We start from the raw sequence: 25,092 nt of genomic DNA, 5'->3' as shown, positions 1-25,092 counted from the left end.
AGCAAGTCAAACATTTCTTCGGAGAGTTTGATCCTGGCTCAGGATGAACGCTGGCGGCGTGCCTAATACATGCAAGTCGAGCGAACTGATTAGAAGCTTGCTTCTATGACGTTAGCGGCGGACGGGTGAGTAACACGTGGGCAACCTGCCTGTAAGACTGGGATAACTTCGGGAAACCGAAGCTAATACCGGATAGGATCTTCTCCTTCATGGGAGATGATTGAAAGATGGTTTCGGCTATCACTTACAGATGGGCCCGCGGTGCATTAGCTAGTTGGTGAGGTAACGGCTCACCAAGGCAACGATGCATAGCCGACCTGAGAGGGTGATCGGCCACACTGGGACTGAGACACGGCCCAGACTCCTACGGGAGGCAGCAGTAGGGAATCTTCCGCAATGGACGAAAGTCTGACGGAGCAACGCCGCGTGAGTGATGAAGGCTTTCGGGTCGTAAAACTCTGTTGTTAGGGAAGAACAAGTACGAGAGTAACTGCTCGTACCTTGACGGTACCTAACCAGAAAGCCACGGCTAACTACGTGCCAGCAGCCGCGGTAATACGTAGGTGGCAAGCGTTATCCGGAATTATTGGGCGTAAAGCGCGCGCAGGCGGTTTCTTAAGTCTGATGTGAAAGCCCACGGCTCAACCGTGGAGGGTCATTGGAAACTGGGGAACTTGAGTGCAGAAGAGAAAAGCGGAATTCCACGTGTAGCGGTGAAATGCGTAGAGATGTGGAGGAACACCAGTGGCGAAGGCGGCTTTTTGGTCTGTAACTGACGCTGAGGCGCGAAAGCGTGGGGAGCAAACAGGATTAGATACCCTGGTAGTCCACGCCGTAAACGATGAGTGCTAAGTGTTAGAGGGTTTCCGCCCTTTAGTGCTGCAGCTAACGCATTAAGCACTCCGCCTGGGGAGTACGGTCGCAAGACTGAAACTCAAAGGAATTGACGGGGGCCCGCACAAGCGGTGGAGCATGTGGTTTAATTCGAAGCAACGCGAAGAACCTTACCAGGTCTTGACATCCTCTGACAACTCTAGAGATAGAGCGTTCCCCTTCGGGGGACAGAGTGACAGGTGGTGCATGGTTGTCGTCAGCTCGTGTCGTGAGATGTTGGGTTAAGTCCCGCAACGAGCGCAACCCTTGATCTTAGTTGCCAGCATTTAGTTGGGCACTCTAAGGTGACTGCCGGTGACAAACCGGAGGAAGGTGGGGATGACGTCAAATCATCATGCCCCTTATGACCTGGGCTACACACGTGCTACAATGGATGGTACAAAGGGCTGCAAGACCGCGAGGTCAAGCCAATCCCATAAAACCATTCTCAGTTCGGATTGTAGGCTGCAACTCGCCTACATGAAGCTGGAATCGCTAGTAATCGCGGATCAGCATGCCGCGGTGAATACGTTCCCGGGCCTTGTACACACCGCCCGTCACACCACGAGAGTTTGTAACACCCGAAGTCGGTGGAGTAACCGTAAGGAGCTAGCCGCCTAAGGTGGGACAGATGATTGGGGTGAAGTCGTAACAAGGTAGCCGTATCGGAAGGTGCGGCTGGATCACCTCCTTTCTAAGGATTTTTACATGACGTACGTTTTGACACTTTGTTCAGTTTTGAGAGTTCAATCTCTCAATTATAGAAAGCACACTACTTTCTTCTTATCTAATAAGAAGAATTTTGGTTGCGATTGTTCTTTGAAAACTAGATAACAGTAATTGCTGAGGAAAAGTGAAACTTTTCTTTAATCAAACCAATAAATAACACAACAATATGTTGTACCATTTATTCGCTAATGGTTAAGTTAGAAAGGGCGCACGGTGAATGCCTTGGCACTAGGAGCCGATGAAGGACGGGACTAACACCGATATGCTTCGGGGAGCTGTAAGTGAGCTTTGATCCGGAGATTTCCGAATGGGGAAACCCACTGTTCGTAATGGAACAGTATCTTTATCTGAATACATAGGATATTGAAGGCAGACCCGGGGAACTGAAACATCTAAGTACCCGGAGGAAGAGAAAGCAAATGCGATTTCCTGAGTAGCGGCGAGCGAAACGGAATTAGCCCAAACCAAGAGGCTTGCCTCTTGGGGTTGTAGGACACTCTATACGGAGTTACAAAGGAACGAAGTAAATGAAGCGACCTGGAAAGGTCCGTCGAAGAAGGTAACAACCCTGTAGTTGAAACTTCGTTCCCTCTTGAGTGGATCCTGAGTACGGCGGAACACGTGAAATTCCGTCGGAAGCTGGGAGGACCATCTCCCAAGGCTAAATACTACCTAGTGACCGATAGTGAACCAGTACCGTGAGGGAAAGGTGAAAAGCACCCCGGAAGGGGAGTGAAAGAGATCCTGAAACCGTGTGCCTACAAGTAGTCAGAGCCCGTTAACGGGTGATGGCGTGCCTTTTGTAGAATGAACCGGCGAGTTACGATCCCATGCAAGGTTAAGCTGATAAGGCGGAGCCGTAGCGAAAGCGAGTCTGAATAGGGCGTTTAGTATGTGGTTGTAGACCCGAAACCAGGTGATCTACCCATGTCCAGGGTGAAGTTCAGGTAACACTGAATGGAGGCCCGAACCCACGCACGTTGAAAAGTGCGGGGATGAGGTGTGGGTAGCGGAGAAATTCCAATCGAACCTGGAGATAGCTGGTTCTCTCCGAAATAGCTTTAGGGCTAGCCTCATGTTGTGAGAGTCTTGGAGGTAGAGCACTGATTGGACTAGGGGCCCCCAACGGGTTACCGAATTCAGTCAAACTCCGAATGCCAAAGACTTATCCATGGGAGTCAGACTGCGAGTGATAAGATCCGTAGTCAAAAGGGAAACAGCCCAGACCACCAGCTAAGGTCCCCAAGTATACGTTAAGTGGAAAAGGATGTGGAGTTGCTTAGACAACCAGGATGTTGGCTTAGAAGCAGCCACCATTTAAAGAGTGCGTAATAGCTCACTGGTCGAGTGACTCTGCGCCGAAAATGTACCGGGGCTAAACGTATCACCGAAGCTGTGGATTGACATCTTTGATGTCAGTGGTAGGAGAGCGTTCTAAGTGCAGCGAAGTCAGACCGTAAGGACTGGTGGAGCGCTTAGAAGTGAGAATGCCGGTATGAGTAGCGAAAGACAAGTGAGAATCTTGTCCACCGAATGCCTAAGGTTTCCTGAGGAAGGCTCGTCCGCTCAGGGTTAGTCGGGACCTAAGCCGAGGCTGAAAAGCGTAGGCGATGGCCAACAGGTTGATATTCCTGTACCACCTCCCCGCCGTTTGAGTAATGGGGGGACGCAGTAGGATAGGGTAAGCGCGCTGCTGGATATGCGCGTTCAAGCAGTTAGGCTGATGAGTAGGCAAATCCGCTCATCATAAAGGCTGAGCTGTGATGACGAGGGAATTATAGTACCGAAGTTCCTGATTCCACACTGCCAAGAAAAGCCTCTAGCGAGGCGGGAGGTGCCCGTACCGCAAACCGACACAGGTAGGCGAGGAGAGAATCCTAAGGTGATCGAGAGAACTCTCGTTAAGGAACTCGGCAAAATGACCCCGTAACTTCGGGAGAAGGGGTGCTCTGGTAGGGTGTATAGCCCGAGAGAGCCGCAGTGAATAGGCCCAGGCGACTGTTTAGCAAAAACACAGGTCTCTGCGAAGCCGCAAGGCGAAGTATAGGGGCTGACGCCTGCCCGGTGCTGGAAGGTTAAGAGGAGGGGTTATCCTTTGGGAGAAGCTCTGAATCGAAGCCCCAGTAAACGGCGGCCGTAACTATAACGGTCCTAAGGTAGCGAAATTCCTTGTCGGGTAAGTTCCGACCCGCACGAAAGGCGTAACGATCTGGGCACTGTCTCAACGAGAGACTCGGTGAAATTATAGTACCTGTGAAGATGCAGGTTACCCGCGACAGGACGGAAAGACCCCGTGGAGCTTTACTGTAGCCTGATATTGAATTTTGGTACAGCTTGTACAGGATAGGTAGGAGCCTGAGAAGCCGGAGCGCTAGCTTCGGTGGAGGCGTCGGTGGGATACTACCCTGGCTGTATTGAAATTCTAACCCGCGGCCCTGATCGGGCCGGGAGACAGTGTCAGGTGGGCAGTTTGACTGGGGCGGTCGCCTCCTAAAATGTAACGGAGGCGCCCAAAGGTTCCCTCAGAATGGTTGGAAATCATTCGTAGAGTGTAAAGGCACAAGGGAGCTTGACTGCGAGACCTACAAGTCGAGCAGGGACGAAAGTCGGGCTTAGTGATCCGGTGGTTCCGCATGGAAGGGCCATCGCTCAACGGATAAAAGCTACCCCGGGGATAACAGGCTTATCTCCCCCAAGAGTCCACATCGACGGGGAGGTTTGGCACCTCGATGTCGGCTCATCGCATCCTGGGGCTGTAGTCGGTCCCAAGGGTTGGGCTGTTCGCCCATTAAAGCGGTACGCGAGCTGGGTTCAGAACGTCGTGAGACAGTTCGGTCCCTATCCGTCGTGGGCGTAGGAAATTTGAGAGGAGCTGTCCTTAGTACGAGAGGACCGGGATGGACACACCGCTGGTGTACCAGTTGTCTTGCCAAAGGCATCGCTGGGTAGCTATGTGTGGACGGGATAAGTGCTGAAAGCATCTAAGCATGAAGCCCCCCTCAAGATGAGATTTCCCATAGCGCAAGCTAGTAAGATCCCTGAAAGATGATCAGGTTGATAGGTCAGAGGTGGAAGCGTGGCGACATGTGTAGCTGACTGATACTAATCGATCGAGGACTTAACCAAAATTTTAAAAGCGTAAGCTTTACTCAGCCAACTGTTATCTAGTTTTGAGAGAGCAATCTCTTGTCTGGTGGCGATAGCGAAGAGGTCACACCCGTTCCCATACCGAACACGGAAGTTAAGCTCTTTAGCGCCAATGGTAGTTGGGACTTTGTCCCTGTGAGAGTAGGACGTTGCCAGGCAATAAATAAGACCCCTTATGAGTCTCTTGTAAAAGAGCATAGGGGTTTTTTATTTGAAATATTCTATCATAAGTAATGAAAATAACGCTTATTAACGCGCTTATATAGATTTTTTTGGAGGATTAGCTCAGCTGGGAGAGCACCTGCCTTACAAGCAGGGGGTCGGCGGTTCGATCCCGTCATCCTCCACCACCGTGCCGGTGTAGCTCAACTGGTAGAGCAACTGACTTGTAATCAGTAGGTTGGGGGTTCAAGTCCTCTTGCCGGCACCATTTATATCGGAGGGGTAGCGAAGTGGCTAAACGCGGCGGACTGTAAATCCGCTCCTTCGGGTTCGGCAGTTCGAATCTGCCCCCCTCCACCATCTTTATTGGGCTATCGCCAAGCGGTAAGGCAACGGATTTTGATTCCGTCATGCGTTGGTTCGAATCCAGCTAGCCCAGCCATAGAGAGCCATTAGCTCAGTTGGTAGAGCATCTGACTTTTAATCAGAGGGTCGAAGGTTCGAGTCCTTCATGGCTCACCAGTTATATTTACACGCGGGTGTGGCGGAATTGGCAGACGCGCTAGACTTAGGATCTAGTGTCTTATGACGTGGGGGTTCAAGTCCCTTCACCCGCATCTTAATTTAGATAAATGCGCGGAAGTAGTTCAGTGGTAGAACACCACCTTGCCAAGGTGGGGGTCGCGAGTTCGAACCTCGTCTTCCGCTCCATATATATATTGGCGGCATAGCCAAGTGGTAAGGCCAAGGTCTGCAAAACCTTTATCACCGGTTCAAATCCGGTTGCCGCCTCCACGTATAAGTCCTGCCGGGGTGGTGGAATTGGCAGACACACAGGACTTAAAATCCTGCGGTAGGTGACTACCGTGCCGGTTCAAGTCCGGCCCTCGGCACCATTTTAATAAGCGCCCGTAGCTCAATTGGATAGAGCGTTTGACTACGGATCAAAAGGTTAGGGGTTCGACTCCTCTCGGGCGCGCCATAAACGGGAAGTAGCTCAGCTTGGTAGAGCACTTGGTTTGGGACCAAGGGGTCGCAGGTTCGAATCCTGTCTTCCCGACCATTTATGGGGCCTTAGCTCAGCTGGGAGAGCGCCTGCCTTGCACGCAGGAGGTCAGCGGTTCGATCCCGCTAGGCTCCACCATACAGTACACGGAGGAATACCCAAGTCCGGCTGAAGGGATCGGTCTTGAAAACCGACAGGGGTGTTAAAGCCCGCGGGGGTTCGAATCCCTCTTCCTCCGCCATTTTCTATTTTGGTCCCGTGGTGTAGCGGTTAACATGCCTGCCTGTCACGCAGGAGATCGCGGGTTCGATTCCCGTCGGGACCGCCACTTTAAAATATGCGGGTGTAGTTTAGTGGTAAAACCTCAGCCTTCCAAGCTGATGTCGTGAGTTCGATTCTCATCACCCGCTCCAAATCCAAGTAAAGGGCCTATAGCTCAGCTGGTTAGAGCGCACGCCTGATAAGCGTGAGGTCGGTGGTTCGAGTCCACTTAGGCCCATCATGTTTTATAGTAATTGAATTTAACTTATAAATTGATACTGGCCCGTTGGTCAAGCGGTTAAGACACCGCCCTTTCACGGCGGTAACACGGGTTCGAATCCCGTACGGGTCATCAAAAAAGCAGTTTGCATTTGCAAACTGCTTTTTTATTTCTATTAAATAAAATTAGGAGGAGATTGAATAAGAAAAGCGAAATAAGCTGTGGTAGCTTCTGCCGTAGGTTTAGTTATTTAGTTAGCGACTCCATTAGCTCTACCGAATTTAGGAGGTTCTTCTGGATCAGCAGAAGCTGCTGATGTTGAAGGAGACGTAACGGAAAAAGCGTTCTTTGAATCTGCTCAATAGTACAATGTGATGGTACTGGGTCTTTAGAGGATGATTCGAACAAACAGGTGATGACCAAAAAACGGTCAACTTTCATAGACCTTAACCGAATGGACTCTTCTGTAACGAGAAACAATGTTTAAAGATCTCCACCATTTTATGTATTAATAACTTAAAATCTTAAATAAAATATTCTCCTTAATATAAATGCCTTTATAAAAGTTGTGCTAATCTCTTTTCTTAATTGCTGAAAATTTGTATCTAATCCCCCCATTGTGTGTAAAACAAAAGTTAAATTCCTTACAGAGCGTTTCTCTGCACGTTAAAGACATATAATTTAATGTTTTTTATTAATAAATGCTGTAATTAAATAATCTCTGCATAAATTTAGACCTTTCTTCTTATCACATTAATTTAATAGGGGATATAATATCAATTTCCTATGTATTGTTCATGACATAGTTATTTGGCTAATGTTTAAATCACTAAGGAAATACTTCTATACATTTAATAAATATATAAAAGGAAAGTTCGTAAAAGTATACTTTTACGAACTTTCCTTTTATATAAGAAATCTACTGTTTTTATCGTTCGTTTAAGTAAGAAAAGTAATTACGAACGTTCTCTTTATCTAATACACTTTTACGAACGTTTTTGGTAGAATAAAAAGAAGATAGACACAAAAGGGAGTATAAAAATGGAAAATAGAAAATTTGGATATATCCGTGTAAGCAGCCGAGATCAAAATGAAGGACGACAACTTCAGTCCATGGAAGAAGTGGGCATTTCTCCTCGAGATATTTTCATGGATAAACAAAGTGGAAAAAATTTCAATCGAGAACAGTACCAATTACTAAAACGAATGATTCGTAAAGGAGATATTCTTTACATTCATTCACTAGATCGTTTTGGTCGTAACAAAGAAGAAATTTTACAAGAGTGGAATGCTATTACGAAAGAAATTGAGGCAGACATTGTTGTCTTGGATATGCCTTTGCTGGATACGACTCAGTATAAGGATAGTTTGGGAACCTTTATTGCAGATTTGGTTCTTCAAATTTTGTCCTGGATGGCGCAAGAAGAACGAGATCGTATTCGTAAACGCCAGCGAGAAGGAATTAATGCTGCGCTGAAGAGTGGTATATCTTTTGGCCGTCCTAAAGCCCAAGTTAGCCAAGATTTTATTGAGGCTTATAACCGTTGGAAACGAAATGAAATTACAGCCGTACAGGCAATGAAGGAAGCGAATGTAAAAAAGACAACGTTTTATAAATTAGTAAAACAACATGAGGATGCAATGAATATGTAAACTGTTTAAGCTAGTTTATGTTTTACCTTTAGAGCTTTGAAATAAATATTATTCTTTGTGTCAAGTTATCTTTTATTCCATATTCTTCTATATACTAATTTATCTATTAACCTCGTATTAAAACAATGAAAAAAGGAAACACTATTTTTAAAAGAGAAATGATAAAGGGGTTAATCGTTTATGGAAAATAATATATCCAACGAAATGAGTCAAATTGAAAAAAATATATCTGATGAAATATTAGCTGAATTGTTTTTAAGTCAAGTAACGAAACAATTCAAAAGAGGTAAAATTCTTGAAGAGATTGATCAGTCCTTAAAGAATAAAGACAAAGAAGCTTTTTTGCGTTTAACGGTTGAACTAAAATTTGTATCTTAGTAAATAATTAGAAATAGGAAGTCATTATATAAACAAACCAGACTGAGTATCTTTCATAAGAGGTTAAGAACACAATTATTATGGTTTAGCTTCAATATAAATGGGATAATGAGCAGGAGAATATATTTCTATTAAGATTAGTAAATAAGCAAGCATGCAGCAGATCATAATTGCTCCTGTTACTAAAGCGCAACGAAGAAATTTCTTCATTATTTTATGTCTTTGAAACTTATTAAAGTTAAGAATGTTACTCATAAAATCCTCCCTTTCCGGATTGATGGAGACATATTGTAAAAAGAAGATAAAACTATCTTCCTTAAAGATCAAAGGAATAGTTTTATCTTTTAATGTAACACGATCATACGTACTAAGAAATAGTAAGTTGTGAGATGAAGGAGATAATATGTTATAAAAAGTAAACTTATACAAATGAAATAATAAATGCAGCTTTTCGCTAGTTATATAAGCTGGCGATTTTTGCATTTTGAGAATGGAAAGTTGCCTAAGGTTACCCTACCTACTCTTAATGTAGTCTTCTTTATTCCTCAAGCTATTGAACGCGAGTTTTTATGGTTTGCAAAGTAGCTATATTATTTTGGACTGTTAAATTTAATTCATAGTATCCTCTCTCGCTGGATATACATGCATAGTCCCCTGAACATCCAGTTACAAAAAACGAGGTATTAGGAAAGTTAGGATTGATTGTAACTGAGTTAGCAAAAAATTTATGTGCATGATGAGTGAAAATCGCTAAAATTTTGTTCCTTACGTTAGAGGGTATAGCATTAAAAAACATGTTTGTCTGCATTTGAGTCATAACATGATCACCATGTATTTCCGTAGTTATACCTGGAACTCTCAAAGGCCAATGAAAATCAATAATGTAATAATAGTTAGGATCTAAGTTACTTAGCAAGTTTAAGCTATCCTGGCTAAATACCCCGCCTCGACCATTATCTAACCAAACATGACGCACCAACCCTTGTGTTCCAGGAATAACTCTATAGCCAGTTAAATAACGATTGATGTACTGTCGAAATAAAGCTCTACTGTTATTTCTGTTAGTAGCCTCCCAGTTTCCTATAGAAGATCTGAAGGGAATTGATCCTAAAACATTATTTAAAATATTAGTGAACTGTTGGTAATATGTTTCAGCTACTTGTATTGAAGAAGCACCTAAAGCGTGTACATCATCTCCACCAAATATAATATATCGTTTATTACCATTGTTCACTACTCTTTGCAAAAGGGTATTAAACATACTTTGACTGTTTAAAAAACCTACATGACTATCACCTACAACTGCTAAATTAACTGTAGTAGCTAGTGGAAGTCCTGGTTGATTTTGAACGCAGTCATTTTCTCTTTTACCTTTATCGTTCTTAATGATTTTTACCACCCTTTCTCTTTCTGTCTATTGTTCTTGATATATTATTCATTAGATCAAGGAATGCTTGTACGATGATAAAAATGCTTCTTTATTTAAGAGAAATAAAATAATAAATATTTTCCTTTTAAGCATGTCCAAACTCTTTTTGATTGGTAGCATATTCTGTTAATATAAATACCTTTTTACAAAGGGGAACATAACATTGCTAACGAATAGTAAACAAAATTTAGAGAAATCTATTCAAAAAAATCAAGATAAAGAGTTCTTACAATACCTTCCATTACAAATTTATAGAGAAATAGCTTTTGCAGTCCCTATCCCCCAAGGCATCTCTGACTTACCACCAACTATTTTCTTTGATATTTCCAAGCAGTTTACTCCAGACCAGGTACAAAAAATTCAAGACACTATTAAAGGTGTATTATTTAACTGGTCGTTGCATCTAACACAAAAATGGAACAATGGATTTAATAATGGTGTATCACAATTGGCTGATTGCACGAACACATATGCGGTGAAAAACTTACAGCCTTTACGTTATTTTGGTGTTAATGTTACAGACGGAAAACAGGCCACAGATTTAGCTATGGAACAATTGACAGAAGTCATTAAAGACAATGGGCTTCGCCGATCCCAAAGAGCTAGGATAGATTGGATATACACCCCTTCTCCTATAACAATACAATTACCACCGACAGTCACTAAGACTCAAACTCCGTTATCTATGATTGTTAATGTATATCAACTCCAACAACCGAATGTAACTGCCGGCCTGCTTATAGGCTCTATGTTTCATGCTTGGCTCCATAGGGGCGGTTACGGCGACCCTAAAGTTACAAATTATTTTATTTCTGAATGTCCAATGTGCGTTATGAGAAGTTATCAACCCAAAAAGCCCAATGTACCCGATAGTTTGTTCTATAAATATTTTAATTAAATCAACTAGTTTAAAAGTAGTGCATGATATATACAAAACGAAAGATTATAAACCAAACTATTAGCACTTAAAGAATGTTTAAAAAGGATTTTTTTTCTGTAATTTCACTTTTGTATTTAATATTTTTTACAACTAGTACAATTCAATTCACTATTTAATATAGTAGGTCATAAAAAAGGAGAATTCTGTTGAACCTAAAAGAAATTAAGGGATCATACGATGTAATTGTTAGCTTAGGCAGTGCTTGTAATACTACAATGGAATTAAAACGCTTAAATTTAAGGACATTCTCTGGACCACTAGACTGGAGTGTATCTCTATCACTTTCTGATGTTAATAGGTTACTGAAAAATAAATTCAGCAATTTTATGGAACTTGAAAACATGCAACTAACTGATGGAGCGTTTGCATTTGTCGATGATGGGGTCTTAATTGAAGGGGTGCAATCTTATTTAATAGAGGATACTCATTATAATATTATTTCAGTCCACGATTTCCCAATCATTCCACATCAACATTGGAGTACCACATACACCTCCTATAAAGAAAAACTTACAAATCGAATTAATCGTTTTATAGAAAAAATCACAACCTCTGAATCTGTTTTATTTATTAGATGGGCTGCTACCTATGAGCAATCTTTAGAATTACAAGCAATTTTAGAACAGATTGTTAAAGGTAATTTTAATATTCTTATTCTATGCCCTAAAGAAGGATTCAAGGATGTAAGTGAAATTAATTGGGGAAGTGATAAAGTATGTGCAGTCAAAGTACCGAGACTCCCTAATGACCTGGAAACATGGAATTATGTTTTAGAAGGTATAACATTAAGTTCTAGAAAACAATAAAATGAAAGCATAAGAAGAGTTTCAAAATAAGAGAAGCAACCTCATACTGGAGTGACCCCTGTCAAATAGACAGTCTTAAGAAAACTACCTATGCAGCCTGAGTTCTATACTGATAAGGACTCAGGTTATTTAATTTTCGTTGAAATCGTTCATGATTATAAAAATTTATGTATTGGTGAACGGCATTTTTGACCTCATTGGCTGTTTGGAATTTATATAGATAGAAGCATTCCGATTTAAAATGACTAAAGAAACTCTCTATACAAGCGTTATCCCAACAGTTGCCTTTTCTAGACATACTAACTTTCATCCCATTCGCTTTTAAGAAGCGATGATAAGCACGAGATGTATATTGAATTCCCTGATCACTATGTATGAGGACTCCTTCTACATTTCTTCGTTTCTTGGCAATTTCGAGTGTATCCATTACTAATTTCAAATCATTCCTCGAACTTATTTTATAGGCAACAATTTCATTGTTGTACAAATCTTTAATCGCTGATAAATACAAAGATTGTCCATTAAAAATTAAATAGGTGATATCGGTTACCCATTTCTGGTTAGGCTGCGAAGCCTTAAACTCTCTGTTCAGATGATTAGATGACAGAACGAAAGCTTCTTTTTTTCGATAATATGGCCGTTTTTTTCTAATAATAGCTTTTAGCTTCAGCTCTTTCATTAACCGTTGAATACGTTTGTGATTTACATGTAATCCATATACGACCTTTAACCAGGTCTGTACTCTCCTATATCCATAGATACCTCTGAACTTTTGATAGCACTCTCTTATTTTTTGTTTCATTCTTCTATCTTCACATTGCTTATGAGAAGGGGAATCCTCACGGTTCCGCCATTTATAATAGCCACTTCTAGAAACCTCTGCAATTTTACATAAGAGGCAGATAGAGAAGCGTTTCTTTGACATTTCTTTAATAACTTTATATTTCTTTTGGATAGGTACTGCTTTCATTCCTCCTTTTACACCTGTAAGAGCTTTTTTAACATTTCATTCTCAGCTTCTAATCGTTTTATTTTTGTTTCTGTATCTTCTGGATAAGTAGATGGATGCCCTATTGTAGAGCCTTGTGTTTTTCCTCTTTTTTCTTCAAGGCCTTTCAGGCCTTCAGCTTCAAAATGTCGAACCCAGCGCAGAACGGTTGTATGGTCAATCCCTAATTCTTTCCCAACGGCCTTACAGCCCATTCCATCCCAAAGATATAAATCGACTGCTTTTTTCTTAAACTCAATGTTGAATGTTCTCCTCTTTTTCCCCATAAAAAATCCCCTCCATAGTAGACAGAATAGGTTGCTTTCTTCTATTTGTCTACTATAAGGGGAGCATACCATACCTAATGGCATTGGAGAGAGGTTGCTTTTTTATGATTCACACTCGTCGAAGAATGAATAACACAGCAAGTAAATAATAATGTTATTTTTACATAATGTAACATAAAAAAATAATATTACAATAAATACTGTGTTTTTAAGTATGAGCATATGAATAAAAGGTGCGCTTTTTATTCATTCGTTTGGGTTATGCCCTAGTATGAAACCCTTACGCGTCAAGGATGTATAAAAAGCTGCATACTTCATGAAGAGAACCCTTTTGAGAACCTTTGCCTCCCAAGGGTTCTCTTTTTTGATGTGTTCCGGAAAGAGACATTATGTCAACTACCTTTGTATAGAGTATACAGTTCAAAAACAAAAAAACTCCCTCAGAGCGTTAAGGGAGTTTTTCTACTACATTTATCCAAAGGGTTGAAACCTTATCAGTTTCTTGAGCAGTTTGTTCTAATGCAGATTAAGTTTTAACATTAGCCTGAATATGCTACAGCATTAAAGCTTTCCGGCCCTACTCTTACAGTACCTAAAAGATTACTGCCGATAAATGCAGTATAAATTAAAAGACCTGATGCTGGAGCCGGAACATTAAAGTCAGAAGCAGTAAAGGTAAAAAGTTGGGGTCCTAGAATATTTGTATTTAAAGCTTCTGAAGAAGAATAAATAATAGGATCAGTAAGAGATGTACCTCTAACAATTGTTAATGTAATTGTTGTTGCTAAAGGTAGGAGTGGTAATTGGCAAGCTACAGTGCCACTTAATTGGGTACGGATAGGGCCAGTTGCCCCTAATACATTAAGGCCAACTTGTCCAAATAATCCTGGTGCAGAGAGAATAGTAATGGGAATGGAGATAGAATTAGCGATACTAGCGTTCTGAGACGTTCTGGCATCTAATAAAGTGGTCATTTTTTATTACCTCCTTTCTCGTTACTATTATTTTATGAAATTAAACACTTTTATGCTTGGACAAGGGTGGAGATTATAAATAAAATAAGCAATGATGTTATATAAGTATCTAAAATGGTGATTATGGTAACTATGGGTATAATTATAAAATTAAATTATTGTTTTGCAGAGGGGAATCTAGCTCCAGCAAAGTATATTCTGTTGTCTGCTCTAATTCTACCTGGAGTAGTACTAAAACAACTAACAACTAAAACTTCTACTCTATCTCCAGCATTTAATTGAAGTATGTCATTGATCTCTATGACACCATCAAAACGACTAGATGCCCCAAGAAACTCAACCTCAGCATCTAATAATAAACCATTTACTTAAAAAAATAATTCTACTTCATAATCAATATTTGGATTATCTGGCTGAAAGAAGATTGATGCATTAAACGCGTATACACCATTAAACTCAGGTATAAATGTTGAAGTAGCTGCATTATATTCATTATTACCTATATCAAATTGTTCATTTGGAAATGTAACTTTTACAAAAGTATCAGCTTGAGAAATAGGAATAGTAGTATTAGGATTAGTGGCTCTGAATGCTGAGGGACTTACAAGGTCCTCAGCATTAGCAACAAGTAAAGCATTCATGCCTTTAAACGTTGAGAAATTAACCTTTTTGTTGGTTTTTCTATATAATTTATTCTCTAATAAAAATAATGTTTGTATACTTGTAATGTTATAGGACAAGTATCTTGATACAAATGAACTTTATTTAATTCAATATATGCTAGTATCTATACAAGGTACTAGTAAGATTTTCAAGAAAACCATTTGAAAATCTCTACTCTTTAACAATAACGATCTTAAATTCCTATTAAGATTATTGAAATATTCTACTCATGCTAGCTTTTTGGCACTGTAACGGATTAATAGTTGGAGTACTGTTAGGAAGTATAGGAGCCATGAGATTACCTGTAAGGTTACTGTGGGCTGTATCAATATTTCCTGCAGAATTAATAAAAGGACCCGTAGGATCTATAGATTCAAACATGAATACATTATTAACAGGTTGGTTATTAAGCTGAGTAAATAAAGCATGTCCTGCTTCATGTGCAAATGCAAAAGGAGCACTCAAAGCTCTGTTACTCAATGCAATGGATCCAAAGAGTGTAAATTGAGGTACACCGTTTTCAACTCTAAAATTCTCAATTATTACTCCACCAACACCTATAGGTCGACTATTACCTGAAGGAGATGCAAAATCATTGCCACTTGTGTAAACAACGTATATGCCAGGTTGATTCCCATTCATTTGTTTAACTTGATTGATGAGATTCTCAACAGGTCCTCTAAATGCTTCATTAGTACTTAAATCGGTCGCATCTATTACTGTATTTACTTCGATTATAGGTTGTGAAATAAAGTTTATATTACATTCACCTCCACTATTCCATATCTGATTAGCTGAGGCAATGTCTCGATTAAATCTATTTTGCCGGCCATTACTATCACTGGGGGCAGAACCGGGAGTAAAGATACCATAAACATTAACCCAAGGATCACCCTGAGATTGGACTAAGTAACTATAGTTATATCTGTATTTTCTCTTTCTTGATTTTTTCAATTAATGCACTTCCTTTTATATAATTAGTACAAGTTATGTAATTGCTAATAATTTGCTTGTATGCTTGTCCAATGACAGCACGATTATTTTATTGACTTTGGAAATTATATCCTTTAAAATTAACCAAAAGCAACGTTGCAACTTAAATACGTTGCTTGAAAAGGAGAGCATATGAGCAGGGTTAAAGAAGGTAATCGAAGACTTACATGTGATATTCCAGAAGAGTTACACAAGGAGTTGCGTTTCTTAGCTGTAGAGAATGATACAAGTATTACAAAGTATGTAAAGGCTTTATTAGAAGAGCATGTGAAGAAAGTAAGAAAAAAAAAGTAAACAAAGAAAGGGCACTTCCTCTGTAAAGGAAGCACCCCCATGTAGAATCACATGTATAGACACTTACATTGTAACATGGGTTGCCCTCTAGAAATAGCAGGGTCTTATTATGGATCAAACTGAAAAGTTGTTAATAGGTATTGAGAATATATTGAGTGTAGCTTCCGACTTAGTACACGAAGTAGATCGCCTTAAACGTGTTGAAGAAGAATGCCAAATACTTAAAGAAAAACTTTTTTTAAAACAACTTAGGTCGTCTGAACAAGACATTTTTACTCTTGCACTTGATGGCCATTCAATTACAGAAATGCAAAACATTTTATTCAAAGAAGAGAGCACAATTAAGAATCAGAGACGCAGCATTCTGCAAAAATTAAACGTTTCTTCGATGAAAGAAGCAATCGATTTTTATAAAAAAACTACCCAAACTTCTTCTCAAAACTTCACGAATTATCATCAAGAAATCTTTCAAAAACTAGTTAAAACTTCATAAAAGTTGAGGGGACGGTGAGTGGACAGTAGGTCAACATTTCCAGAAAGGTGTAAGTTTTGATATCGACACCAGGTCGACATTACGCGCTTTTTTTGCTCTTCGGGTCAACAGCAGGTCGACAGAATGGAAGTTTTCGTGGGGTCACTTTTTTGAGGGTGAAAACGTTGTTTTGCTGGGCTTTGCCCAGCATATCATAGCCAAATGATATCAAAAACCCCTTATGCTCTTCTCTACTCGTACTGGAAATTTTGCAATTCGATAGAAAAGGAATGATTTCATGGATATCTTTTTACGAAATATTGATCCGGTTGCTATGCAAAAAGTTGATGCATTAGCGAAAGAAAATGGGATGTCTCGTCAGCAATTCTTGAAAGAACAATTTGAAGTATTAGCTTTTTTTGATGAGCAAGTAGAAAGAGAAAAAAGATTAGAAGCTATCATTGAACAGAACATCGAAATGATGAAACAATGTGCGATATCAATTGAAAAGATGAATGATATTATCTATGAACTGATGGGAGATGTAGAGGAGTAATGGAAACACAACGACGTATGATTACACTTGATAAAGAAACCGATCAATATATCCAAGATTATATGGCTGAACATAAACTTCGTTTCCCAGGAGAAGCGATTATGGATATCTGTAAAAAGTATCGAGAAGAAAAAAAGAAAGAATGGTCGTTAGACTACATTACGGAAACCGTTAGTGAAAATCTTCATGGTGTATTAAAAAATGAACTTAAAAAAATTCGATTAGGAACAAATAGTGCCGATAAAAACACACAAATTCTTATCGAATTCATGAATGGATTGTATTTTCACCATGGCTATCAGGGAATTATGACAACGGATCTTCAAGAGTTAGAAGAAACTAAACTTGCCAAAAAAGTTGTAAGTGAACGTATTGTGAATCAAAGACAAAAACGGCTAGATAAGGAAAACCCTAAAAGCTAAAATAGCCTTTAAGGCTAGCTAGGTAGGCTTAAGCCTACTTTTCCTTTTAGTAAGCGAGGTGAATATAGCTTGATATGTAGTTATTGTGGGACAGAAGTATTAGAAGATAGCTGCTCATTTTGTGGTGCTAATTTAATTATAGAAAGACCGAAGTTAAAAGAATTTGTGGTCTTAGAGGATATTGAGAAGCCTTTTAATGAACTTGCATGCTTTCATACGTATGATTTGTTAGTTTTGCTGCGTTTAGTACGTAAAGAAAGGACAAAGGCTTATGATTTAATGCTAAGGCTTAAAAAGGATGACAAGAGCCCTCAAATTATTCAAATAACACGTAACTATTTAAAAGACCTATATGAACCTTATACAAAGCGTATGAAGCTTATATGGCTATATTAATTAAATGAGACATAATCCCTTTATCATAAAAAATTGAACTAACTATATATGGGATTTGATACCGCATTTTTTTTAATAGGGTAACCTTTTCTTATATATTAAATGAAAGCTCTCTCTATTGAGAGCTTTCATTTTTATTTCTATAAATCATTTATTTGTTTGATGAAATTAGATTTTATATACTGAAACAGCTCTATATCCAACTCATTGTGCTTTTCTATTTTCTTAATGATATCAATGGGGACTTCGTTGAGCAAAGGGCGAGATTTTGTCACATTCACCTTCTTATATTTAATATTTCCCCATTTGAATTTTTTCTTTAGTAACAGAAGCGATTCGTTAAACATTTCTGTTATTCCTATTGATCCAAATTCCAGCAAGTTTTCTTTCGCTTTCTCTACGCTTAGTTGAGATTTCACCCCGCAAATTTGTTTAGTTTGGCCATTTGTAGCTTGAGGGTCCCAATCAATGTAGTCTTCAAAAGACATATGTTTCATGTTCTCTTCATAATACCCTGGATACGATTTCAAAAAATAATATAATGATATGACACGCTCAACCGGATGACGCATCATACTAAAATAAACATAGGGGTGAGAAAAAAATTCATGTATTCCATAGAAATGATGGCCGGATATAGCTTTTATGTTTTTTTTATCTTCTTCTTTTAATTGGCTAAACTGTTTATTCATCTCTTCTAAAGGAACATGATCGTATATTTCATTTTCAGAGTAGAACTTTTTAAAAATATTATTAAGTGTGGTTCCCCCTGTTTTAGGAATGTGCATAAAGATAACAACTTTTTCATCCATTTGAAATTGCACCTCTCCTCTAATTGCCTATAAGAATATCAGTTCCATAAATGGATTATTGATAAATTTTACGTATCTTTTACAATAAAAATGTTACAAAGACACACATTTCTTTTTAGGAATAATAAATCGTGGATCTTGCGTAGGAATTAGATACCGATCACATAAACAATGGAGAATTTCTAGTGGTCGATATTTATGTTGGACAGAGCAAATCAATCATTGTATATTTGATGAACGCCATCAAGATACCAATAGGCAGTTTCTACGACAGCTATGGTATTTTCATTGGGTACTTGATTCAAATAACGAAAGAAGTATCGTGCTAAGAAAAGCTTCTAGAGGACGTGGTACTCCAGGCGGATAAACCAGAGTTTATGTGTTTAAAAATAGGATGCCATCAAATGGACAAACTGTATTAGTAAAAGCTGCCACACCTGTAAATTCCCCTTCAAGAACTTATAGAATTGTTTAACAATAATAAATTTCTTCTGGCAACTAAACATAAAATCTTAAAATTTACTATTTATTCATCGAAAATAAACGATAAAAGCAGCAGGATTTTCTGTAATGCACAAAAAACCCTGCTGCTTTTATCGTTTAAGTAACGTATTAACCCCCAAAAATCTTACTCCAGAATCCTTTTGGTTTTGAATCAAGATTTTCTTGGGCGGCCGCGATAAGTTTTTTTGTATCACTAATTTCACGTATGGCACTAGTCAATTTCTCATCGCGTTTCTCTAGATTGTTTTCAATGTATTTGTCTTGGTGGTCTAGTTTTTCTGTAAGTTTCTTTATAAGGCTTCCTTGTTCATCTAGTCGTTGGATAAGCGCTAATTGAAATTGCTCATCTTTTTCAGAGCGATTAAGCAACTCTTGAACTTTTTCTTCAAGGGATTGTACTTTTTTTTCAAGGTTTGATTGAACTTCCACTGTCTCCGGTACAATTTCTCCTTGAAGCCACTGGTTTATCATCTTATAGCTCCAGTTTTGCTCTTGAATTCTTTTTTTTATTTCAGTTAATAAATCGATGTTTTGTTTGTTATAGCGCCTATGCCCGCCTTCTGTTCGTTGAATTTGGAGATTGAATTCTTTTTCATATAAGCGAATAAGATCTACACTTAATCCAGTTAGCTTTACTGTGTCTTTCAAAGTATAGACTACTTCATCTTTATTTTTTTCATGCATTTTTCTAGGATTCTCCTTTCTGTATAAAAATCTAGATATACTTTGAAGTTGATATATCAGTGTTAATGGCAATTCTAGAATGCGGTTTTGCGAGATATTATTCAAGATTTATATTTCTAGTAAAATTCTATTAATTACTTTATATTCCTGTTTTTTATGTGCATTTTTCTTTTTCTTTCGCTAGGCCTTTTATTCTTCCTTTTCAATTCTAGATGAAATCATAAACTTTTCAAGAGTAAAACTGTTTATTTTAAATGTAGATAGATTATATATAAAGTTCAAAAAAAAGCAACTTAAGGATCAACATTAACTCTACTCGATTAAAACTTTGTTTTAGCCAATGTCTGCAAAAAAGGAGTTTTAACTGTTAAGAAATATCTTTGTTAACAACTGATTCACATCTTTTCCTCTCCTAAAGTCCAAAGAAACTAGAGTACCTAGAAAGCTTGATATAAAATAGCTTCAGACGAATCTAGAATGTACTTTCTCTAACTTTAATTCAAGTATTTTGTGTAAGATAATATAAATCCTATATACCTATATCTTCTGGATTTATTACGTTGGTTTAATGGAACTTCTTTTTTGTTTATACAATTCTTATAGAATTATTTTTCGAGTTAAAATTAATCTTAATTTTTTCTAAGTTATTTAAATTTTATAGCAAAAGCTAGAAATACAATGAACCATTGAAAATAAAGGGTTTTTAACGAATCTAGAGTGAACTTCTTCTAGATTTTAGCCGAGAATAATAAATCTAATTAAATTCTAGATGATTTTACAAGAAATTTGTTGTTATACAACCAAGACCTGGCCGCCAAATTCTAAATTTGTAATGCTTGAGAAGGTTGTTTCCATCGCAATCGACTTTTTAAAACAGTTAAATTTTAAAAAGTGGATCATTAAGTTCAATTAAAGTTAAACTTAATGATTTTTTCTAAAATTAACTAAGGTGAAAATAAAATTAAGTTTAACTTGTAAAATAAAAATCACTTACATAAAAGATGTTTTGGTGAAAAATAAGTTGAACTTAATATTTTATTTTGTCTTTAGATATCGCTTAAATCGATATAAAGCATGGCGGCTGGACAATCCAAAGTAATAAATAATGTGTTCGTTTGAATATCCATCATGAATTTTGTTAAGTATACAACTGTTTCGAAAGTGAGTAGATCTTACAATTGCTTGTATGCCTGAACGTTTGACTTCTCTTTCAATCATACGTTTTGTACCGATTATACTAATCCTTTTAGGTTTATTTAAATTGTAATCATACCAATAAACCATTTTTTGAGGATGAAAAGAAATAAATAACGGATCGTTTGTATAATCCTTAGGTCTAAATAACAGAGGGATTGTTAATAGGTAATCATATATGGTTTTCTTATCGTGTTTAGAAAGCTCTAAGGTGCGTTTTGATTTGCCTGTGTTTACCGTTAATGTATTCTGTGCAAAGTTAATGTCTTGTATATTTAAAGATACAACTTCGTTAATGGTAAGACCGTAACGAAGCATTAAGATGAACATGGAATGGTTACGCGGACCTATATATTTATGTATCTGCAATTGAATATCACTTAAATGTTCGTGACTTATAACTGAATCTAAAAGAATTGAAGCATCCGATTCAGTTATAAAATCGGTATCAGTTAATTCTCGTTGTTTTTTTGTTGTTGCTTGTAAAAGTCCAATATTATCCGTGAGGTTATAATATTTTAACATTCCATTTAAATGCGATGCTACACGCCTCAGATTAGCTTCTGACAAGTTTTTTTCTTTTAAATAGGTAAAGTATTCGTCGTAATATTTTTTGTCTCCTGGCAAAGTTTCTGAAGGGATATTAGGGTGAGATTGATTTAACCATTCAAAAAACTGTTTTAGATCATGCTTATACATTGAGATTGTAGACGCCTTCTTTTTAGATTCGACTAAATGAGACAGGAAAGCTCCGAGCAAAATAAAGTTATTCAAATAAGACACACCTGACCTTTAGGTAAATTTAATATACTATTATTATAACAAAAACATTAAACAAGCTCACTAAAATGATTCTATTCACTTTATGTATATTAAATTTACCTAAACACAAAAAAAGACGTGTAAAAGCCATCGCTGCAAGGCAAGGTTTTACACGTCTTTTTTCTATAACTAGGTTCTATTTAAAACTTTACTTTGTAAAAAGTCTTTATACATTTTTTTTAACTCTTTATTTTTAAAATCCTTAACAAGTCTTGGTTCTAAGCCTAATTTTTCACGTTTATTATAATCTTCTTCCATATTTCGAATGACTTCTTGTAAGCTTGCTTCTTGGGCTTTTTTTATTTCTTCTTGGGTAGGTTGATCTGAACTTAGAATCAGCATTCTTTTTAATTCTTGAAACTGCAAGAGCTTTTCTTCAAATTCTATTTGAGTTCCATTTTCTTTTAAAAATGATTCTTGCTTCTCTTTTAAAGTTGCATCCTTAAGAATTTGTTGTTTATCTCTATCTTGGGCTATAAAATCTGGAACTAATTCTTTTTTTGCAGCCTTTTTAGAATTAATGCGTTTTGATTCCTGTGAGACCTGGGCATAATCTTTTTGAATTGCTTTTACTACGTAGGAATGAGGGTGAGTCACATCTCCTGTAATCAAACGATCTTGCGTGTATCTTATATTTCTTTCTAGGTGTTCTTGTGTAAATTCTGATAAAAGCCACTCTATTTTTTCTGCCTTAACCCCTAAGCCTGCTAAATCATTCTCAAGGCTGTTTGTGTTGTCTTCTAATTTCGAGAAGGATTGATTTAATTCTAGTTTTTTCTCTTGAGTAGAGCTAGAACCATTCAATGCAGGCGAACTGGTAATAATAAATTCTATGGACGTTACTTTTCTACCAGTTTTTATTTCCACGAATTCAAAGTGGATATCCGTTTTATTATTGATTTCTTTTTGAGCTACTGCTAATACTTTGCTTTTAAAATGGCCATACTGTTTATACTTAGTAGGTTCGATAGCTAAAAAATGACGTAATTCTTCAAGAGTGAGTTCCCTTTTTCGCAGACGCTCATATTGCTTAAGCAACTCATATATACGAATGGAATAGACCGAATTGAGTCTCACTACATTCTCTAATTGATACGATGTAAATTTTTCCTTAAGCTCTAAAAACAGATACTTTAAGCTAGGATGAAACTGTAATGTTATGTACCCTTCGTTTTCTTCATAGATAGACGTGATTACCCAGTTGTAATTTCTTTGTCTGCCTTTTTCTTTTATCGTAAGAATTTTGGTTTGAAGTCCATTTACAATTTCTTTTAGGTACGAATAAAAACCAGTACCTTTCTTATTGCCTACAATTTCGATAAAATCTTTAGCTCGAAACCTATAGGTCTTCAACGTTTCATCATTAGGCTGCACTTTAGATGCCATGATTAAAAGAATTCTTTGCTCTTGTAAAGACAATTTATATGTACTCTCAATGAGGATGTTTGATTTAGTTACCCAATTTTTTATATTTATACTTTCCAGATCATATGGTTGAACGACAGTCGTTTTCTTCATAAAATCCCCCATATTTTTCTAAACTATCACTAAAATATCATAAAAGTGATACTGTGTAAATTGCATGTTGAAGAGCAACTTGTCCTTATAATTTAAATATCACGCAAAATTAGTGATACTTCATGAAGGTTTTAAACTCTGAAAACCTTATATATTCTTAATTTATTACGCTCAGTCTGCACTTCAATGCGCAAAATTGGTGATACTTGAAGCGTGTCTGCATTTCCAACGCAAAATTAGTGATACTTAAAGCATTTTTATATTGTCCACGCAAAATTGGTGATAGTTAAGCCATAATTGCATTTCCAACGCAAAATTAGTGATAGTTCGCGCAAAATTAGTGATAGTTTCGCGCAAAATTAGTGATAGTTTCACGCAAAATTAGTGATAGTTCGCGCAAAATTAGTGATAGTTCGCGCAAAATTAGTGATAGTTTAGGCTTATAAACCTTGTAATATCAGTGTCTATAGGCCCTCTAAAACAATAAAACAAATATATAAAACAATATATAAAACAATATATAAAACAGTAAAACAACATAAGAGAGTAGTTGTTTTTTTACTTTATAACTTTAAAGATTAATAATTAAGTAAAGGAATCCATTTGGAGTGAGGTTTTTAGAACATTAGCAGTATATCCAAGCGAAGACATTTTTAATCATAAGTAAAGAGATCTACAGAGGTTTTATGAGGAGTTCACGAATTCTTATTGAATTATAAGATTAATAGACGGTATAATAGAGTCACCAAAACAGTGCGGAATATAAAAAGACTCCAACGTGTGCAAGTGGTGCGCCAACACCCTTACACCGTTCACCCTAAAACAGCTAGGGAAAACACCTGTCGAAGTCCTAATACATAAATTTAATTACGCCTTTATTTTATCGGATAATTAAATTTATTTCAAGGGCGTAGTCTATCAAAAAATCCGACATCGTTTTCCTATTTTCTGGGATGCGATGTCTTTTTTGTTCCTAAAAAGGAGAGGATAGACTAATGTCTACTACGCGTATGCTTACGACAGAAGAATTTGATTATATGAAAAATTATCAGAGTTTCATAGAAAACCGTTCTCAACATCAATCAATGAAACGAAAATTACTTAAAGAAATTATCAACCTTTACGGAGAGAAATTTTACCGTCTCCACGAAGGAACTAGAAAAGCTTTAGACCGGTTTTGTTGGTTTGCTGCAGAAAAAGGATTTTGCTTTCCTGGTAGTACATATTTAGGTAAAACCTACGAAAAGTCAAAAGGAACAATCGATCGTCATTTAAAAGAACTACGAAAACAAGGACAAATTATTACTGTATATCGTCGTTGCCCTCGTAACAATGGAAAGGGAAATCCAGTGCACTTATTTGTGAACCACCCTTTTTTTAATCACTGGGTTAAGTATTTACAGCTTGACTTAGAGTCTAATGTTGAAGCAGATGTTAAAACAGAAAATACTGAGAACGCTTGGGAGAGTAAGAGTAAAGACACAAAAAAACAGTCTACCTATAATTTATCTTTAAAAGATTTAAATAAATATATACGTAATGATGTTAATTTTAAACTCTCGTCTGATTATGTACCATCTTACATACCAAAATCTTTTAAAAATGCTGTAACACCTTTTTTTTCATGTGCAGATGATATTTATGATTTATGGAGAAAAGTCCGATTAGCTTACAAAGCGAGTTGTTTAGAAAAGCCCCTGGAAGATTTAAGTTTCCTTCCTGTTCAAGCGTTTAAAGAGACTGTTTTTGCTTATAAAAGCAATCGTATAAAAACTAACTTTGCAGCTTATTTTTTTGGAACGATTAGAGGAATATTTGTGATTGAGCGTAGAAAAGAAGTTCAGCGAAACGGTGGGAGTAGGCTTTTTTATAACTTTTTAGACTCCTAAATTAGAAAACAGATAATATT

At 37.4% G+C, this 25,092-nt stretch carries 20 protein-coding genes, 17 tRNA genes and 3 rRNA genes; 30 read left to right on the top strand and 10 right to left on the bottom strand.

All coding sequences use genetic code 11. The annotated features are described in order from the left end of the window. Positions 1 to 15 precede the first annotated feature (15 nt). The 22 genes from ACWATA_RS28725 (at position 16) to ACWATA_RS28620 (ending at position 8,429) form a co-directional block, all read left to right on the top strand. Positions 16 to 1,567, top strand: a 16S ribosomal RNA gene (locus ACWATA_RS28725). A 225-nt stretch (positions 1,568 to 1,792) separates the two neighbouring features. Continuing rightward, a 23S ribosomal RNA gene (locus ACWATA_RS28720) occupies positions 1,793 to 4,728 on the top strand. A 63-nt stretch (positions 4,729 to 4,791) separates the two neighbouring features. Next, a 5S ribosomal RNA gene (gene rrf, locus ACWATA_RS28715) occupies positions 4,792 to 4,907 on the top strand. Together the 16S, 23S and 5S rRNA genes with 17 tRNA genes alongside form the textbook arrangement of a ribosomal RNA operon. A gap of 116 nt (positions 4,908 to 5,023) precedes the next feature. Continuing rightward, a tRNA-Val gene (locus ACWATA_RS28710) sits at positions 5,024 to 5,099 on the top strand. 4 nt (positions 5,100 to 5,103) lie between these two features. Beyond that, a tRNA-Thr gene (locus ACWATA_RS28705) sits at positions 5,104 to 5,179 on the top strand. An 8-nt stretch (positions 5,180 to 5,187) separates the two neighbouring features. Further along, positions 5,188 to 5,271, top strand: a tRNA-Tyr gene (locus ACWATA_RS28700). 7 nt (positions 5,272 to 5,278) lie between these two features. Continuing rightward, positions 5,279 to 5,353 (top strand) — tRNA-Gln (locus ACWATA_RS28695). Between the two features lie 4 nt (positions 5,354 to 5,357). Continuing rightward, positions 5,358 to 5,433: transfer RNA gene (locus ACWATA_RS28690), tRNA-Lys, on the top strand. A gap of 13 nt (positions 5,434 to 5,446) precedes the next feature. Then, positions 5,447 to 5,528 (top strand) — tRNA-Leu (locus ACWATA_RS28685). Between the two features lie 19 nt (positions 5,529 to 5,547). Then, positions 5,548 to 5,622: transfer RNA gene (locus ACWATA_RS28680), tRNA-Gly, on the top strand. A gap of 10 nt (positions 5,623 to 5,632) precedes the next feature. Next, positions 5,633 to 5,706: transfer RNA gene (locus ACWATA_RS28675), tRNA-Cys, on the top strand. Positions 5,707 to 5,718: 12 nt separating this feature from the next. Further along, positions 5,719 to 5,807: transfer RNA gene (locus tag ACWATA_RS28670), tRNA-Leu, on the top strand. Between the two features lie 9 nt (positions 5,808 to 5,816). After that, positions 5,817 to 5,893, top strand: a tRNA-Arg gene (locus ACWATA_RS28665). A gap of 4 nt (positions 5,894 to 5,897) precedes the next feature. Next, positions 5,898 to 5,974: transfer RNA gene (locus ACWATA_RS28660), tRNA-Pro, on the top strand. A 5-nt stretch (positions 5,975 to 5,979) separates the two neighbouring features. Next, positions 5,980 to 6,055 (top strand) — tRNA-Ala (locus ACWATA_RS28655). A 10-nt stretch (positions 6,056 to 6,065) separates the two neighbouring features. After that, a tRNA-Ser gene (locus ACWATA_RS28650) sits at positions 6,066 to 6,158 on the top strand. 11 nt (positions 6,159 to 6,169) lie between these two features. Continuing rightward, positions 6,170 to 6,245 (top strand) — tRNA-Asp (locus ACWATA_RS28645). A gap of 11 nt (positions 6,246 to 6,256) precedes the next feature. Then, positions 6,257 to 6,330 (top strand) — tRNA-Gly (locus ACWATA_RS28640). 12 nt (positions 6,331 to 6,342) lie between these two features. Next, positions 6,343 to 6,416: transfer RNA gene (locus tag ACWATA_RS28635), tRNA-Ile, on the top strand. A 42-nt stretch (positions 6,417 to 6,458) separates the two neighbouring features. Then, a tRNA-Glu gene (locus ACWATA_RS28630) sits at positions 6,459 to 6,530 on the top strand. A gap of 909 nt (positions 6,531 to 7,439) precedes the next feature. Further along, entirely contained in the window at positions 7,440 to 8,051 is a 612-nt protein-coding gene (locus tag ACWATA_RS28625) for a recombinase family protein (RefSeq protein WP_014462076.1), read from the top strand. Positions 8,052 to 8,231: 180 nt separating this feature from the next. After that, a complete protein-coding gene (locus ACWATA_RS28620) occupies positions 8,232 to 8,429 on the top strand; it encodes an IDEAL domain-containing protein (RefSeq protein ID WP_473050496.1) in 198 nt (65 codons plus the stop codon). A 550-nt stretch (positions 8,430 to 8,979) separates the two neighbouring features. Here the strand turns inward: ACWATA_RS28620 and ACWATA_RS28615 are convergent. Then, positions 8,980 to 9,828 (bottom strand): hypothetical protein, encoded by an 849-nt coding sequence (locus tag ACWATA_RS28615; protein ID WP_014462079.1) that lies wholly within the window; start codon positions 9,826 to 9,828, stop codon positions 8,980 to 8,982. 193 nt (positions 9,829 to 10,021) lie between these two features. On the opposite strand from ACWATA_RS28615, the gene ACWATA_RS28610 reads away from it, so the two are divergent. After that, positions 10,022 to 10,756 carry a hypothetical protein gene (locus ACWATA_RS28610; protein ID WP_345936471.1) on the top strand — a complete coding sequence of 245 codons (735 nt, stop codon included), beginning with the start codon at positions 10,022 to 10,024 and terminating at the stop codon, positions 10,754 to 10,756. Positions 10,757 to 10,944: 188 nt separating this feature from the next. Further along, positions 10,945 to 11,604, top strand: coding sequence for a DUF1796 family putative cysteine peptidase (locus tag ACWATA_RS28605; RefSeq protein ID WP_154992582.1), 660 nt, complete (start codon positions 10,945 to 10,947; stop codon positions 11,602 to 11,604). A gap of 88 nt (positions 11,605 to 11,692) precedes the next feature. Here ACWATA_RS28605 and ACWATA_RS28600 read toward each other — a convergent pair whose 3' ends face one another. From ACWATA_RS28600 to ACWATA_RS28580, 5 genes are all read right to left on the bottom strand, one after another. Then, positions 11,693 to 12,574: an IS3 family transposase gene (locus ACWATA_RS28600; protein ID WP_129542432.1), complete on the bottom strand. Its 882-nt coding sequence runs from the start codon at positions 12,572 to 12,574 to the stop codon at positions 11,693 to 11,695. A gap of 8 nt (positions 12,575 to 12,582) precedes the next feature. Further along, entirely contained in the window at positions 12,583 to 12,879 is a 297-nt protein-coding gene (locus ACWATA_RS28595) for a transposase (RefSeq protein ID WP_034655895.1), read from the bottom strand. A 539-nt stretch (positions 12,880 to 13,418) separates the two neighbouring features. Continuing rightward, complete coding sequence (locus ACWATA_RS28590; protein ID WP_048407598.1) at positions 13,419 to 13,853, bottom strand: hypothetical protein; 435 nt, start codon at positions 13,851 to 13,853, stop codon at positions 13,419 to 13,421. Between the two features lie 368 nt (positions 13,854 to 14,221). Further along, a complete protein-coding gene (locus tag ACWATA_RS28585) occupies positions 14,222 to 14,494 on the bottom strand; it encodes a hypothetical protein (protein WP_098113949.1) in 273 nt (90 codons plus the stop codon). A gap of 232 nt (positions 14,495 to 14,726) precedes the next feature. Next, positions 14,727 to 15,470, bottom strand: coding sequence for a hypothetical protein (locus ACWATA_RS28580; protein WP_473050495.1), 744 nt, complete (start codon positions 15,468 to 15,470; stop codon positions 14,727 to 14,729). A gap of 171 nt (positions 15,471 to 15,641) precedes the next feature. Between ACWATA_RS28580 and ACWATA_RS28575 the strand changes: the two genes are divergently transcribed. From ACWATA_RS28575 to ACWATA_RS28555, 5 genes are all read left to right on the top strand, one after another. After that, a complete protein-coding gene (locus ACWATA_RS28575) occupies positions 15,642 to 15,803 on the top strand; it encodes a hypothetical protein (protein ID WP_155916276.1) in 162 nt (53 codons plus the stop codon). A gap of 109 nt (positions 15,804 to 15,912) precedes the next feature. Further along, positions 15,913 to 16,296 (top strand): LuxR C-terminal-related transcriptional regulator, encoded by a 384-nt coding sequence (locus ACWATA_RS28570; protein WP_098626678.1) that lies wholly within the window; start codon positions 15,913 to 15,915, stop codon positions 16,294 to 16,296. Between the two features lie 277 nt (positions 16,297 to 16,573). Beyond that, positions 16,574 to 16,831 carry a hypothetical protein gene (locus ACWATA_RS28565; RefSeq protein WP_095380446.1) on the top strand — a complete coding sequence of 86 codons (258 nt, stop codon included), beginning with the start codon at positions 16,574 to 16,576 and terminating at the stop codon, positions 16,829 to 16,831. Then, positions 16,831 to 17,253: a hypothetical protein gene (locus ACWATA_RS28560; RefSeq protein ID WP_121944358.1), complete on the top strand. Its 423-nt coding sequence runs from the start codon at positions 16,831 to 16,833 to the stop codon at positions 17,251 to 17,253. The genes ACWATA_RS28565 and ACWATA_RS28560 overlap by 1 nt, the downstream gene beginning before the upstream one ends. Before the next feature lie 69 nt (positions 17,254 to 17,322). Beyond that, entirely contained in the window at positions 17,323 to 17,649 is a 327-nt protein-coding gene (locus ACWATA_RS28555) for a hypothetical protein (RefSeq protein WP_154992584.1), read from the top strand. Positions 17,650 to 17,789: 140 nt separating this feature from the next. On the opposite strand, the gene ACWATA_RS28550 is transcribed toward ACWATA_RS28555, so the two are convergent. The 4 genes from ACWATA_RS28550 to ACWATA_RS28535 form a co-directional block, all read right to left on the bottom strand. Next, the gene (locus tag ACWATA_RS28550) at positions 17,790 to 18,461 is read right to left on the bottom strand and encodes a sulfotransferase family 2 domain-containing protein (protein ID WP_014462092.1); all 672 of its coding nucleotides are present in this window, start codon (positions 18,459 to 18,461) and stop codon (positions 17,790 to 17,792) included. Between the two features lie 612 nt (positions 18,462 to 19,073). Continuing rightward, the gene (locus tag ACWATA_RS28545; protein WP_014462093.1) at positions 19,074 to 19,649 is read right to left on the bottom strand and encodes a DUF3967 domain-containing protein; all 576 of its coding nucleotides are present in this window, start codon (positions 19,647 to 19,649) and stop codon (positions 19,074 to 19,076) included. Between the two features lie 1,035 nt (positions 19,650 to 20,684). Next, entirely contained in the window at positions 20,685 to 21,626 is a 942-nt protein-coding gene (locus ACWATA_RS28540) for a tyrosine-type recombinase/integrase (protein WP_261764091.1), read from the bottom strand. Positions 21,627 to 21,794: 168 nt separating this feature from the next. Further along, positions 21,795 to 23,183, bottom strand: a complete 1,389-nt coding sequence (locus ACWATA_RS28535) for a replication initiation protein (RefSeq protein WP_154992586.1) — start codon at positions 23,181 to 23,183, stop codon at positions 21,795 to 21,797. A gap of 995 nt (positions 23,184 to 24,178) precedes the next feature. On the opposite strand from ACWATA_RS28535, the gene ACWATA_RS28530 reads away from it, so the two are divergent. Beyond that, entirely contained in the window at positions 24,179 to 25,072 is an 894-nt protein-coding gene (locus ACWATA_RS28530) for a transcriptional regulator (RefSeq protein WP_154992588.1), read from the top strand. Positions 25,073 to 25,092 lie beyond the last annotated feature (20 nt).

Source organism: Priestia sp. USM5, from assembly GCF_058323215.1.
Note: the sequence above shows the minus strand (reverse complement) of the source record. Positions and strands in the feature narration are given on the sequence as shown.